Source organism: Atlantibacter sp. RC6 (assembly GCF_014193285.1).
GTDB lineage: Bacteria > Pseudomonadota > Gammaproteobacteria > Enterobacterales > Enterobacteriaceae > Atlantibacter.
The window spans coordinates 309,353-323,336 of sequence record NZ_JACHZE010000003.1 but is presented as its reverse complement, the minus strand read 5'-3'; the positions used below and the strand labels follow the sequence as shown (position 1 = coordinate 323,336).

At 56.1% G+C, this 13,984-nt stretch carries 11 protein-coding genes; all 11 read left to right on the top strand.

The genetic code is table 11. The features are described from left to right. Position 1 precedes the first annotated feature (1 nt). The 11 genes from murD (at position 2) to secA (ending at position 13,917) form a co-directional block, all read left to right on the top strand. The gene (murD, locus tag FHW74_RS09535) at positions 2–1,318 is read left to right on the top strand and encodes a UDP-N-acetylmuramoyl-L-alanine--D-glutamate ligase (protein WP_183170200.1); all 1,317 of its coding nucleotides are present in this window, start codon (positions 2–4) and stop codon (positions 1,316–1,318) included. Beyond that, entirely contained in the window at positions 1,318–2,562 is a 1,245-nt protein-coding gene (gene ftsW / locus FHW74_RS09530; protein WP_183170199.1) for a cell division protein FtsW, read from the top strand. Before murD ends, ftsW begins: the two co-directional genes overlap by 1 nt. Further along, positions 2,559–3,626: an undecaprenyldiphospho-muramoylpentapeptide beta-N-acetylglucosaminyltransferase gene (murG, locus tag FHW74_RS09525; RefSeq protein WP_183170198.1), complete on the top strand. Its 1,068-nt coding sequence runs from the start codon at positions 2,559–2,561 to the stop codon at positions 3,624–3,626. The genes ftsW and murG overlap by 4 nt, the downstream gene beginning before the upstream one ends. Positions 3,627–3,697: 71 nt before the next feature. After that, positions 3,698–5,173, top strand: coding sequence for a UDP-N-acetylmuramate--L-alanine ligase (gene murC, locus FHW74_RS09520; protein WP_183170197.1), 1,476 nt, complete (start codon positions 3,698–3,700; stop codon positions 5,171–5,173). Next, the gene (locus FHW74_RS09515; RefSeq protein ID WP_183170196.1) at positions 5,166–6,086 is read left to right on the top strand and encodes a D-alanine--D-alanine ligase; all 921 of its coding nucleotides are present in this window, start codon (positions 5,166–5,168) and stop codon (positions 6,084–6,086) included. The genes murC and FHW74_RS09515 overlap by 8 nt, the downstream gene beginning before the upstream one ends. A gap of 1 nt (position 6,087) precedes the next feature. Beyond that, positions 6,088–6,918: a cell division protein FtsQ gene (gene ftsQ, locus FHW74_RS09510; RefSeq protein WP_183170195.1), complete on the top strand. Its 831-nt coding sequence runs from the start codon at positions 6,088–6,090 to the stop codon at positions 6,916–6,918. Next, the gene (gene ftsA, locus FHW74_RS09505; RefSeq protein ID WP_002434382.1) at positions 6,915–8,171 is read left to right on the top strand and encodes a cell division protein FtsA; all 1,257 of its coding nucleotides are present in this window, start codon (positions 6,915–6,917) and stop codon (positions 8,169–8,171) included. Before ftsQ ends, ftsA begins: the two co-directional genes overlap by 4 nt. A 60-nt stretch (positions 8,172–8,231) precedes the next feature. Further along, a complete protein-coding gene (gene ftsZ / locus FHW74_RS09500) occupies positions 8,232–9,383 on the top strand; it encodes a cell division protein FtsZ (protein WP_183170194.1) in 1,152 nt (383 codons plus the stop codon). Between the two features lie 101 nt (positions 9,384–9,484). Further along, positions 9,485–10,402, top strand: a complete 918-nt coding sequence (lpxC, locus tag FHW74_RS09495; protein WP_183170193.1) for a UDP-3-O-acyl-N-acetylglucosamine deacetylase — start codon at positions 9,485–9,487, stop codon at positions 10,400–10,402. 246 nt (positions 10,403–10,648) lie between these two features. Then, entirely contained in the window at positions 10,649–11,152 is a 504-nt protein-coding gene (gene secM / locus FHW74_RS09490; protein WP_183170192.1) for a secA translation cis-regulator SecM, read from the top strand. Positions 11,153–11,211: 59 nt separating this feature from the next. Continuing rightward, positions 11,212–13,917 (top strand): preprotein translocase subunit SecA, encoded by a 2,706-nt coding sequence (gene secA / locus FHW74_RS09485; protein WP_183170191.1) that lies wholly within the window; start codon positions 11,212–11,214, stop codon positions 13,915–13,917. The last annotated feature ends 67 nt before the right edge of the window (positions 13,918–13,984 follow it).

The following is a 13,984-nucleotide window of genomic DNA, read 5'->3' as shown; positions in this document are numbered from 1 at the left end:
CATGGCAGATTATCAGGGTAAGAAAGTCGTCATCATTGGTCTCGGATTAACCGGGCTTTCCTGCGTGGACTTTTTCCTGGCGCGCGGCGTGACGCCGCGCGTGATGGATACCCGCCAGGCGCCGCCGGGCCTTGATAATCTTCCTGAAACTGTTGAGCGCCATTTGGGTTCGCTGAACGATGACTGGCTGTTGAACGCCGATCTGATTATCGCCAGCCCCGGTATGGCGCTGGCGCATCCGTCACTCAGCGCGGCAGCGGACGCTGGCGTTGAAATCATTGGCGATATTGAACTGTTCTGCCGTGAAGCGCAGGCCCCCATTGTTGCCATTACCGGTTCCAACGGTAAAAGCACTGTCACCACCCTGGTGGGTGAAATGGCGAAAGCGGCGGGCGTCAGCGTGGGTGTGGGCGGCAATATCGGCTTGCCAGCGCTGATGCTGCTGGATGCGGAAAAAGAGCTGTATGTGCTTGAGCTTTCCAGCTTTCAACTGGAAACCACGTACAGCCTGCGCGCCAAAGCCGCCACGGTGCTGAACGTGACCGAAGATCATATGGATCGCTATCCCTTTGGCCTTCAGCAATACCGCGCGGCAAAACTCAAGATTTATGAAAACGCTGAAGTCTGCGTGGTGAACGCTGACGACGCGCTGACCATGCCGGTGCGCGGGGCGGATGAACGCTGCGTGAGCTTCGGCATCGACGTCGGGGATTACCATCTCAACCACCAGCAGGGCGATACATGGCTGCGGGTGAAAGGCGAGAAGATCCTTAACGCGAAAGAGATGAAAATCGTTGGCCGTCACAACTACACCAACGCCCTGGCGGCGTTGGCCTTAGCGGATGCCGTTGGTCTGCCACGCTCCAGTAGCCTGAAAGCGTTGACCACCTTTACCGGGCTGGCGCACCGCTTCCAGCTGGCTTACGACCATAACGGCGTGCGCTGGATCAACGACTCTAAAGCCACCAACGTCGGCAGCACCGAAGCGGCACTCAATGGTTTGCATATCGATGGCACTCTGCACCTGCTGCTGGGTGGCGACGGCAAATCCGCCGACTTTTCTCCGCTCAACCGCTATTTGCAAGGCGACCATATTCGTCTTTACTGTTTTGGCCGCGACGGTGCGGAACTGGCGGCGCTGCGCCCGGACGTGGCGGAACAAACCGCTACCATGGAAGAGGCCATGCGCATTATCGCCAGCAAAGTGCAACCAGGGGATATGGTGCTGCTGTCTCCCGCCTGCGCCAGCCTCGATCAGTTTAAAAACTTTGAGCAACGCGGTGATGTGTTTACCCGTCTGGCGAAGGAGTTAGGCTGATGCGGTTGTCTCTTCCTCGCCTGCGCGTTCCACGCTTCCCGGGATTCGGTATCCTGGCATGGCTGTTTGTGGCGCTGAAAGGCTGGGTGATGGGGTCCAGGGATAAAGACGCCAATAGCCTCGTGATGTATGACCGCACGCTGCTGTGGCTGACGCTGGGCCTGGCGGCAGTGGGTTTTATTATGGTGACCTCGGCGTCTATGCCCGTTGGGCAACGGCTGGCGGACGATCCGTTCCTGTTCGCCAAGCGTGACGCTATCTATATCTTCCTGGCGTTTATGCTGGCGTTGGTCACGCTGCGGATGCCGATGGAAGTCTGGCAGCGCTACAGCGCCGCGCTGTTAATCGCGTCTATTGTAATGCTGCTGATCGTACTGGTGGTCGGTAGCTCGGTTAACGGGGCATCGCGTTGGATTGCTCTGGGCCCGTTGCGTATTCAGCCAGCGGAATTTTCCAAGCTGTCGCTGTTTTGTTATCTGTCCAACTACCTGGTGCGTAAGGTAGATGAAGTCCGCAACAACCTACGCGGATTCTTAAAACCGATGGGCGTGATTCTGGTGATGGCGATACTGCTGCTCGCCCAGCCTGACCTCGGTACGGTGGTGGTGCTGTTTGTCACTACGCTGGCCATGCTGTTCCTGGCGGGGGCTAAGTTGTGGCAGTTCATCGCCATCATCGGTATGGGGATCTCGGCGGTTGTGCTGCTGATCCTCGCGGAGCCTTACCGTATCCGGCGTGTGACCTCGTTCTGGAACCCGTGGGAAGATCCGTTCGGCAGCGGTTATCAGTTAACGCAATCGCTGATGGCGTTTGGCCGCGGCGAACTGTGGGGCCAGGGGTTAGGTAATTCGGTACAAAAACTGGAGTATCTGCCGGAAGCGCATACCGACTTCATCTTCTCCATCATCGGCGAAGAACTGGGGTATATCGGTGTAGTACTGGCGCTTTTGATGGTATTCTTCGTCGCTTTTCGCGCCATGTCGATTGGCCGCCGCGCGCTGGAGATCGATCAGCGTTTTTCCGGGTTTCTGGCGTGCTCTATCGGCATTTGGTTTAGCTTCCAGGCACTGGTTAACGTCGGGGCGGCGGCGGGGATGTTGCCCACCAAAGGCCTGACGCTGCCGCTGATCAGTTATGGCGGCTCCAGCTTAATTATTATGTCGACCGCGATCATGCTGTTGTTACGGATTGACTACGAAACGCGTCTGGAAAAGGCGCAGGCGTTTACAAGGAGTGCCCGATGAGCGGCCAGACGAAACGGTTAATGGTGATGGCAGGCGGTACCGGGGGACATGTGTTCCCGGGGCTGGCCGTGGCGCACCATTTAATGGCCCAGGGCTGGCAGGTGCGTTGGCTGGGAACGGCTGACCGGATGGAAGCGGCTTTGGTGCCGCGTCATGGCATTGAGATCGACTTTATCCGCATCTCCGGGCTGCGCGGCAAAGGCGTGAAAGCGCTGTTGCTTGCGCCGATGCGTATTTTTAACGCCTGGCGGCAGGCGCGCGCCATTATGAAGCGCTATCAGCCGGACGTGGTATTGGGCATGGGCGGCTATGTTTCCGGGCCTGGCGGTCTGGCAGCCTGGTCGCTGGGCATCCCGGTGGTGCTGCACGAGCAAAACGGGATTGCCGGGCTGACCAATAAATGGCTGGCGAAAATCGCCAGCAAAGTGATGCAGGCTTTCCCCGGCGCATTCCCCCATGCGGATGTGGTGGGTAACCCGGTGCGTACCGATGTGCTGGCGCTGCCGGAACCGGAACAGCGCCTGGCGGGCCGCGAAGGGCCGGTGCGGGTGTTAGTGGTGGGCGGTTCTCAGGGCGCGCGTATCCTCAACCAGACCATGCCGCAGGTGGCGGGGCGTCTGGGCGAGCGAATCACCCTCTGGCACCAGTGTGGTAAAGGCGCGTTAAACGAGGTGCAGCAGGCTTACGCCGCAGCCGGTCAACCGCAGCATAAAGTGACCGAATTTATTGATGATATGGCGGCGGCCTATAGCTGGGCCGACGTGGTGGTGTGCCGCTCCGGGGCGTTAACCGTGAGCGAGCTCGCCGCAGCCGGTCTGCCCGCGCTGTTTGTGCCTTTCCAGCACAAAGATCGCCAGCAGTACTGGAATGCGCTTCCGCTGGAGAAAGCCGGGGCGGCGAAGATTTTTGAACAGCCACACTTCACCGTCGACGCGGTGAGCGAAACGCTGGCGGGATGGGATCGTCCCACTCTGCTGGCGATGGCAAAGCGGGCGCGCGGGGCGGCCATTGTGGATGCTACCGAACGGGTAGCCAATGAAGTACGCGCCGTTACACAGGCGTAATTCTTGCGGACAACCTTTTGATCCGCGTGATGTTGAGATGTTAAGGCGTTGATGCCAAAGGCTTTAGAAGAATGAATACACAACAACTGGCGAAACTGCGTTCTATCGTGCCCGAGATGCGTCGCGTCCGGCACATTCATTTTGTCGGCATCGGCGGTGCTGGCATGGGCGGTATTGCCGAAGTGCTGGCGAACGAAGGGTATCAGATTAGCGGCTCCGACCTGGCGCCCAACCCGGTGACCCAGCAGTTGGCTGCTTTAGGCGCCACGATTTATTTCAACCATCGCCCGGAAAACGTCAGCGACGCCAGCGTGGTGGTGGTTTCCAGCGCGATTTCTGCGGATAACCCGGAGATCGTTGCCGCGCATGAAGCGCGTATCCCGGTGATCCGCCGCGCGGAAATGCTGGCGGAGTTAATGCGTTTTCGTCACGGCATCGCGATAGCCGGGACGCACGGTAAAACAACAACGACGGCGATGGTGTCCAGCATTTACGCCGAAGCGGGCCTCGACCCGACGTTTGTCAACGGTGGCCTGGTGAAAGCGGCGGGCGTACATGCGCGTCTGGGGCACAGCCGTTACCTGATTGCCGAAGCGGATGAAAGCGATGCATCGTTCCTGCACCTGCAGCCGATGGTTTCTATCGTGACCAACATCGAAGCCGACCATATGGATACCTACCAGGGCGACTTCGAGAACTTAAAACAGACCTTTATTAACTTTCTGCACAACCTGCCATTTTATGGCCGTGCGGTAATGTGCGTCGACGATCCGGTGATCCGTGAGCTGCTGCCGCGCGTTGGCCGGCAGACCACCACCTACGGTTTTAGCGATGACGCCGACGTGCGCGTCGAGCAGTACGTGCAGAAAGGCGCGCAGGGCAACTTTATTATCCTGCGTCAGGATAAACCGGACCTGCGCGTTACCCTGAATGCGCCGGGACGCCATAACGCGCTCAACGCCGCGGCAGCGGTGGCGGTAGCGACGGAAGAGGGAATCGAAGACGAGGCCATTCTGCGCGCGCTGGAAAACTTCCAGGGCACAGGCCGCCGCTTTGATTTCCTGGGCGAATTCCCGCTGGCAGCCGTGAACGAGAAACCGGGCACCGCGATGCTGGTCGATGACTATGGTCATCATCCGACAGAAGTGGACGCCACCATTAAAGCGGCGCGCGCAGGCTGGCCGGATAAAAATCTGGTGATGATATTCCAGCCGCACCGTTATACCCGTACCCGCGATCTGTATGACGATTTCGCCAACGTGCTGTCACAGGTCGACGCGCTGCTGATGCTGGACGTCTATTCCGCAGGCGAGGCGGCGATCCCTGGTGCGGATAGCCGCTCGCTGTGCCGCACCATTCGTGGGCGCGGCAAAATCGACCCAATCCTGGTGTCCGAGCCGAAACAAGTTGCTGAGATGCTGGCGCCGGTATTGACCGGTAATGATTTAATTCTGGTGCAGGGCGCCGGGAATATCGGCAAGATTGCTCGCCACCTGGCTGAAGTGAAGTTGCAGCCGCAAACGCGTGAGGATGAGCAACATGGCTGAGAAAATTGCAGTACTGCTGGGCGGTTTTTCCGCCGAGCGTGAAGTGTCTTTGCAATCCGGCGCAGCGGTGCTGAAAGGGCTGCGCGAAGGCGGCGTTGATGCCTGTGCCGTTGATCCGCGCGACACGCCGGTCACCACTCTGAAAGAAGAAGGTTTCGAGAAAGTCTTTATCGCCCTGCATGGCCGGGGCGGTGAAGATGGCACATTGCAGGGGCTGCTGGAGTTTATGGGGCTGCCCTATACCGGTAGCGGCGTGATGGCCTCGGCGATCACCATGGACAAACAGCGTACCAAATTGCTCTGGAAAGGTGCGGGTCTGCCGGTTGCGCCCTGGGTGGGGTTGACGCGTAAAGCGTTCCGCGCCGGGCTTGATGACGCCACCCGTCAGGCGATTGCGGAATTAGGTTTGCCGTTAATCGTGAAGCCCAGCCGTGAAGGCTCCAGCGTGGGCATGTCGAAAGTCGACGCATCAGAAAACCTTGATGCGGCGCTGGCCTTAGCATTTGAACACGACGAAGAAGTGCTGGTTGAAAAGTGGCTGAGCGGCCCGGAGTTTACCGTGGCGATCCTCGGTGAAGAAATTTTACCGTCGATCCGTATTCAACCCGCTGGAACCTTCTATGATTATGAGGCCAAGTATCTCTCTGATGATACTCAATATTTCTGCCCGTCAGGCCTGGATGCCGATCGTGAAAGCGCGTTGAACGCGCTGGTGCTTCAGGCCTGGAACACCCTGGGTTGCCGGGGCTGGGGACGGGTTGACGTGATGCTGGATAGCGATGGCGCGTTTTATTTACTGGAAGTGAATACCGCGCCGGGAATGACCAGCCACAGCCTGGTGCCGATGGCGGCGCGTCAGGCAGGGCTGAGCTTCTCGCAATTAGTTGTCCGTATTCTGGCATTGGCGGAGTGATATGTCGCAGGCGGCGCTAAACACCCGAAACCGGTCCGAGGAGGTGACGACCTCGAACCGCAATAATGGAACGCGACTTGCAGGAATATTGTTTCTGCTGGCCGTGTTATGTACCGTGTTTTTTGGCGGTTGGGTGGTATTGGGCTGGATGGAAGATGCGCAGCGTCTTCCTTTATCAAAGCTGGTGGTGACTGGAGACAGGCACTACACGCGTAATGATGATATTCGTCAGTCGATCCTGGCGTTAGGTTCGCCAGGCACGTTTATGACCCAGGACGTCAATATCATCCAGCAGCAAATTGAACGCTTGCCCTGGATCAAGCAGGCGAGCGTAAGAAAGCAGTGGCCGGACGAATTGAAGATTCATCTGGTTGAATATGTGCCCATAGCACGTTGGAATGACCAGCACATGATTGACGCTCAGGGAAATGCGTTCAGCGTGCCGGCCTCGCGAACCAGCAAACAGATTTTACCGATGCTGTATGGCCCGGAAGGCAGTGAAAGCGAAGTCCTTCAGGGGTATCGCGATATGGGACAAGTGCTGGCGAAGGACAGGTTCACGGTTAAGGAAGCGGCTATGACCGCTCGCCGCTCCTGGCAGTTGACGCTGACCAATGACATTAAGCTCAATCTGGGCAGAGGCGATACGATGAAACGTCTGGCGCGGTTTGTAGAACTTTACCCGGTTCTGCAACAGCAGTCGCAGGCTGACGCAAAACGAATCAGTTACGTCGATTTGCGCTACGACTCAGGCGCGGCGGTGGGTTGGATACCCGCGCCAGTTGAAGAACCTAATCAGCAACAGAATCAGGCACAGGCAGAACAACAATGATCAAGGCGACGGACAGAAAACTGGTAGTTGGACTAGAGATCGGGACCGCGAAGGTCGCCGCTTTAGTAGGGGAAGTTCTGCCCGACGGTATGGTCAATATTATTGGCGTCGGGAGTTGCCCCTCCCGTGGCATGGACAAAGGCGGGGTAAACGATCTGGAGTCGGTGGTGAAGTGCGTGCAGCGCGCCATCGACCAGGCGGAATTGATGGCGGATTGCCAGATCTCTTCGGTGTATCTGGCGCTTTCGGGTAAACACATCAGTTGCCAGAACGAAATCGGTATGGTGCCGATTTCCGAAGAGGAAGTGACGCAGGAAGACGTAGAAAACGTGGTTCATACCGCTAAATCGGTGCGTGTGCGCGACGAACACCGCGTTCTGCATGTTATTCCTCAGGAATATGCCATCGATTATCAGGAAGGCATTAAAAATCCGGTCGGGTTATCCGGTGTACGTATGCAGGCTAAAGTACATTTGATCACCTGCCACAACGATATGGCAAAAAACATTGTCAAAGCGGTTGAACGATGTGGCCTGAAAGTTGACCAACTCATTTTCGCAGGTCTTGCAGCGAGCTATTCGGTGCTGACTGAAGATGAACGTGAACTTGGCGTCTGTGTCGTGGATATCGGCGGTGGTACAATGGATATCGCCGTATATACCGGCGGTGCGCTGCGTCATACCAAAGTGATCCCCTATGCCGGGAACGTGGTGACCAGTGATATCGCTTACGCCTTCGGTACGCCGCCGAGCGATGCCGAGGCGATTAAGGTGCGCCACGGCTGCGCGCTGGGGTCGATTGTCGGCAAAGACGAAAGCGTCGAAGTGCCGAGCGTGGGTGGGCGTCCGCCGCGCAGTTTACAGCGTCAAACGCTTGCCGAGGTGATTGAGCCGCGTTATACCGAGTTGCTCAACCTCGTGAACGAAGAAATTTTGCAATTGCAGGAGCAGTTGCGTCAGCAAGGGGTGAAACACCATCTTGCGGCTGGCATCGTCTTAACCGGCGGCGCAGCACAAATTGAAGGCCTCGCCGCCTGTGCGCAACGCGTATTCCATACGCAGGTGCGTATCGGGCAGCCATTGAATATTACCGGTCTTACTGATTATGCTCAGGAGCCTTACTATTCGACGGCGGTAGGCCTGTTGCACTACGGGAAAGAAACCCATCTCAGTGGTGAAACGGAAACGGAAAAACGGACTTCAGTCGGCTCGTGGATCAAACGACTCAACGGGTGGCTACGAAAAGAGTTTTAATTTTAAAAGAGACCGCTGAGTTTGCGGTCTCAGGCGACAGGCACAAAACGGAGAGAAACTATGTTTGAACCTATGGAACTGACCAATGACGCGGTGATTAAAGTCATCGGCGTCGGCGGTGGCGGTGGTAATGCCGTCGAACACATGGTGCGCGAGCGCATCGAAGGTGTGGAATTCTTCGCGGTAAACACCGATGCCCAGGCATTGCGTAAGACCGCAGTAGGACAGACTATCCAGATTGGTAGCGGGATCACCAAAGGCCTTGGCGCTGGTGCGAATCCTGAAGTGGGCCGTAATGCTGCGGATGAAGACCGCGAAGCGTTGCGCGCTGCGCTGGATGGTGCAGACATGGTGTTCATCGCGGCCGGTATGGGCGGTGGTACAGGTACGGGCGCTGCGCCGGTAGTGGCTGAAGTGGCCAAAGACCTGGGCATCCTGACCGTTGCGGTGGTGACTAAACCGTTTAACTTCGAAGGCAAGAAGCGTATGGCCTTCGCAGAGCAGGGGATCACTGAGCTGTCCAAGCATGTGGACTCGCTGATCACTATCCCTAACGATAAATTGTTGAAAGTGCTGGGCCGCGGTATTTCTCTGCTGGATGCGTTCGGCGCAGCCAACGATGTGCTGAAAGGCGCTGTTCAGGGCATCGCGGAACTGATTACCCGTCCGGGCCTGATGAACGTTGACTTCGCGGACGTGCGTACTGTGATGTCTGAAATGGGTTACGCCATGATGGGCTCCGGTGTGGCGAGCGGTGAAGACCGTGCGGAAGAAGCGGCAGAAATGGCCATCTCTTCTCCGCTGCTGGAAGATATCGATCTGTCTGGCGCGCGCGGCGTGTTGGTTAACATCACCGCGGGCTTCGACCTGCGTCTCGACGAGTTCGAAACCGTGGGTAACACCATCCGTGCGTTTGCGTCTGATAACGCGACCGTGGTTATCGGTACCTCGCTTGACCCGGATATGAATGACGAACTGCGCGTAACTGTTGTTGCGACGGGTATCGGCATGGACAAACGTCCGGAAATCACCCTGGTGACTAACAAGCAGGCTCAGCAGCCGGTCATGGATCGTTACCAGCAGCACGGTATGGCGCCGCTGCAGCAGGAACAGAAACCGGCAGCAAAAGCGGTGAACGATACGACGCCGCAAGTGGCTAAAGAACCGGATTACTTAGATATTCCGGCGTTTTTGCGTAAACAGGCTGACTAAGAATAAACCGGAAGTTGGGGTTCAGCGCTCTTTGTGCTAAACTGCGCTGCCGATTGTGATATACACTCTCGGTTGTATAGGTTATTTGGCGAGATTATACGATGATCAAACAAAGGACTCTTAAACGTATCGTTCAGGCGACTGGCGTCGGTTTGCATACCGGCAAAAAAGTCACACTGACGTTACGCCCTGCGCCGGCAAATACCGGGGTCATCTATCGTCGCACCGACTTGAATCCTCCGGTAGATTTCCCGGCTGATGCCAAATCTGTGCGTGATACCATGCTCTGTACTTGCCTGGTGAACGAGCATGACGTGCGGATTTCTACCGTTGAGCACCTGAACGCAGCTTTAGCGGGTCTGGGAATCGACAACATCGTTATCGAAGTTGACGCCCCGGAAATCCCGATTATGGATGGTAGCGCAGCGCCGTTCGTTTACCTGCTGCTTGATGCAGGTATCGATGAGCTGAAAGCGGCCAAGAAATTTGTACGCATTAAAGAAACCGTTCGCGTGGAAGACGGTGACAAATGGGCTGAATTCAAGCCGTACAATGGTTTTTCGTTGGACTTCACCATCGATTTTAACCATCCGGCGATTGATTCCAGCACCCAGCGTTACCAGATGAACTTCTCCGCTGATGCCTTTATGCGTCAAATCAGCCGCGCGCGTACCTTTGGTTTTATGCGCGATATCGAGTATCTGCAATCCCGTGGTTTGTGCCTGGGCGGCAGCTTCGATTGTGCCATCGTTGTTGACGATTATCGCGTGCTGAACGAAGACGGCCTGCGTTTTGAAGACGAATTCGTTCGTCACAAAATGCTGGATGCCATCGGTGACCTGTTCATGTGTGGCCACAACATTATTGGCGCGTTTACGGCTTATAAATCAGGCCATGCGCTGAACAATAAACTGTTGCAGGCTGTACTGGCGAAACAGGAAGCGTGGGAATTTGTGACTTTCGAAGACGAAGCAGAAATGCCGCTCGCTTTCAAAGCGCCTTCCATCGTTCTGGCGTAATACGCACTTCATAATACGGCTGGTTTTTCTGGTACTCTCTCCGATCAGAAAAGCTGGCCGTTTTTTTATTGCTTCATTTATAAAATCTTTTTGACCTTGATCGGTTTAACTGCCGGTTTCTTGTCCGATTGTCTTGCCTTTAAGCCTGATTCCTGCTGTCTGGCTGCGTGAATGATGATAATATTTGTGCGCAAATTTAAATGATTAACGAACGACGGAAACATTTCGTTTGTTCTGGTGGGTAACGTGTCCGGACTTTTGACCTGTTGGCGACAAATAGGCAGACGTTTTTTTTGGCCGCATCTCTTGTTGGGGATGGTCGCGGCAAGCCTTGGGCTGCCCGCGTTAAACAACAGCGCCGAACCGGAATTACCCGCTAAAGCCTCGACCCGCAATATTGATAATCAGCAGCCGTTCAATTTTGACACCCTGGCGCTGCAACAGACGGTTCGTCGGCCCTCATTTAGCGTGGATTACTGGCATCAACATGCCATTCGTACCGTAATCCGCCACCTGACTTTCGCCATGGCGCCGCAAACGCTGCCGGTGGCGGAAGAGGTAAAAATTCCCCTTCAGGCACAGCAACTGGCTCTGCTTGACACCTTAAGTACGCTTCTTACGCACGAAACCCAGCCTTCCCGGGTACTCAGCCTGCTTCCGGCGCAGACGTATGCCGATCGGCATTTCGCCGTCAGCCACTGGATAAGTCAGGTCAAAGGCATCCGCGCAGGCCCTCAACGCCTCAGTTAAGTCTTTTATACTTATCCTTTTTTATTTCTTCGCACAGGCGAGGCGTTTGAGATTTTATTATGCTAATCAAATTATTAACTAAAGTTTTCGGTAGCCGTAACGACCGTTCCCTGCGCCGTATGCGCAAAGCCGTATCTGTCATCAACGCCATGGAACCGGCGATGGAAAAACTGTCCGATGACGAACTGAAAGCCAAAACCGGAGAGTTCCGCGCACGTCTGGAAAAAGGCGAAACCGTGGAAAGCCTGCTGCCTGAAGCCTTCGCGGTCGTGCGCGAAGCCAGTAAACGCGTATTCGGCATGCGTCACTTTGACGTTCAGCTGATGGGCGGTATGGTGCTGAACGATCGTTGCATCGCGGAAATGCGCACCGGTGAAGGTAAAACCCTGACCGCCACGCTGCCGGCTTACCTGAACGCGTTAAGCGGCAAAGGGGTTCACGTGGTCACGGTGAACGACTATCTTGCCCAGCGCGATGCGGAAAACAACCGTCCGCTGTTTGAATTCCTCGGCATGACCGTTGGCATTAACCTGCCAGGTATGCCTGCCCCGGCTAAACGTGAGGCCTACGCGGCGGATATCACCTACGGCACCAACAACGAATACGGCTTCGACTACCTGCGCGACAACATGGCGTTCAGCCCTGAAGAACGCGTGCAGCGTAAACTGCACTATGCGCTGGTGGATGAGGTGGACTCCATCCTGATCGATGAAGCGCGTACCCCGCTGATCATCTCCGGTCCGGCGGAAGACAGTTCCGAACTGTACAAGAAAGTGAACAAAATCATCCCGCATCTGGTGCGTCAGGAGAAAGAAGACTCCGACACCTTCCAGGGCGAAGGCCACTTCTCCGTGGATGAGAAAGCGCGCCAGGTTAACCTGACCGAACGCGGTCTGGTGCTGATTGAAGAATTACTGGTGAATCAGGGCATTATGGAAGAGGGCGAGTCGCTTTACTCGCCGACCAACATTATGCTGATGCACCACGTGACGGCGGCGCTGCGCGCCCATGCGCTGTTCACTCGCGACGTGGATTACATCGTCAAAGACGGCGAGGTTATCATCGTTGATGAGCATACTGGCCGTACCATGCAGGGTCGCCGCTGGTCTGATGGCCTGCACCAGGCGGTGGAAGCCAAAGAAGGTGTGGAAATTCAGAACGAGAACCAGACGCTGGCCTCCATCACCTTCCAGAACTACTTCCGTCTGTATGAGAAGCTGGCCGGTATGACCGGTACTGCGGATACCGAAGCCTTTGAATTCCGCTCCATCTACAAACTCGACACCATCGTAGTGCCGACCAACCGTCCGATGATACGTAAGGATATGCCGGACCTGGTCTATATGACCGAGATGGATAAAATCAACGCGATTATCGAAGACATCAAAGAGCGTACCGCCAACGGTCAGCCGGTGCTGGTGGGGACTATTTCGATTGAAAAATCAGAAGTGGTCTCCAACGAACTGACTAAAGCGGGCATCGCCCATAACGTACTGAACGCGAAATTCCATGCCAACGAAGCAGCCATCGTCGCGCAGGCGGGTTACCCGGCGGCGGTGACCATCGCCACCAACATGGCGGGCCGTGGTACTGATATCGTGCTGGGCGGCAGCTGGCAGGCGGAAGTGGCCGAGCTGGAAAACCCAACGCCGGAGCAAATCGCCCAGATCAAAGCCGACTGGCAGGTGCGTCACGAAGCCGTACTGGCGTCCGGCGGTCTGCATATCATTGGTACTGAGCGCCACGAATCCCGTCGTATCGATAACCAGCTGCGTGGCCGTTCTGGTCGTCAGGGTGATGCCGGTTCTTCCCGCTTCTACCTCTCTATGGAAGATGCCCTGATGCGTATTTTCGCCTCGGATCGCGTTTCCGGGATGATGCGTAAACTGGGTATGAAACCGGGCGAAGCGATTGAGCACCCGTGGGTGACCAAAGCCATCGCCAACGCCCAGCGCAAAGTAGAAAGCCGCAACTTTGATATTCGTAAGCAGCTGCTGGAATACGATGATGTGGCGAACGACCAGCGTCGTGCGATCTACACCCAGCGTAACGAACTGCTGGATGTGTCTGACATCAGCGAAACCGTGAACAGCATCCGTGAAGACGTGTTCAAAGCGACCATCGATGCGCATATCCCGCCGCAGTCTCTGGAAGAGATGTGGGATATCCCGGGGCTCCAGGAGCGCCTGAAGAACGATTTCGATCTGGATCTGCCGATTGCCGAGTGGCTGGATAAAGAGCCGGAACTGCACGAAGAAACCCTGCGCGAGCGCATTCTGCAGAACGCCATTGAGGTCTATAAGCGTAAAGAAGAAGTGGTTGGCGCTGAGATGATGCGTCATTTTGAAAAAGGCGTGATGCTGCAAACTCTCGATTCCCTGTGGAAAGAGCATCTGGCGGCGATGGACTATCTGCGTCAGGGCATCCATCTGCGTGGTTACGCGCAGAAAGATCCGAAGCAGGAATATAAGCGCGAGTCGTTCTCGATGTTCGCCACTATGCTGGAATCCCTGAAATATGAAGTCATCAGTACCCTGAGCAAAGTCCAGGTGCGGATGCCGGAAGAAGTGGAAGCGATGGAGCAGCAGCGTCGTGAAGAGGCTGAACGCCTGGCGCAGATGCAGCAACTCAGCCATCAGGACGACGACAGCGCGGCAGCCGCAGCGCTGGCGGAGCAGACCGGCGAGCGTAAAGTGGGGCGTAACGATCCGTGTCCGTGCGGCTCCGGTAAGAAATACAAACAGTGCCATGGTCGCCTGAGTTAATCGGTAACCGCACTAAAAACAAAAGCCCTCGCTACAAAGCGAGGGCTTTTTTTATGGGTCGTTAACC

Coding starts and splice junctions, on each gene's coding strand:
- secA (WP_183170191.1), top strand. CDS start 11,212: ATGCTAATCAAATTATTAACTAAAGTTTTCGGTAGCCGTAACGACCGT.
- ftsQ (WP_183170195.1), top strand. CDS start 6,088: ATGTCGCAGGCGGCGCTAAACACCCGAAACCGGTCCGAGGAGGTGACG.
- murD (WP_183170200.1), top strand. CDS start 2: ATGGCAGATTATCAGGGTAAGAAAGTCGTCATCATTGGTCTCGGATTA.
- lpxC (WP_183170193.1), top strand. CDS start 9,485: ATGATCAAACAAAGGACTCTTAAACGTATCGTTCAGGCGACTGGCGTC.
- ftsW (WP_183170199.1), top strand. CDS start 1,318: ATGCGGTTGTCTCTTCCTCGCCTGCGCGTTCCACGCTTCCCGGGATTC.
- FHW74_RS09515 (WP_183170196.1), top strand. CDS start 5,166: ATGGCTGAGAAAATTGCAGTACTGCTGGGCGGTTTTTCCGCCGAGCGT.
- murC (WP_183170197.1), top strand. CDS start 3,698: ATGAATACACAACAACTGGCGAAACTGCGTTCTATCGTGCCCGAGATG.
- ftsA (WP_002434382.1), top strand. CDS start 6,915: ATGATCAAGGCGACGGACAGAAAACTGGTAGTTGGACTAGAGATCGGG.
- ftsZ (WP_183170194.1), top strand. CDS start 8,232: ATGTTTGAACCTATGGAACTGACCAATGACGCGGTGATTAAAGTCATC.
- murG (WP_183170198.1), top strand. CDS start 2,559: ATGAGCGGCCAGACGAAACGGTTAATGGTGATGGCAGGCGGTACCGGG.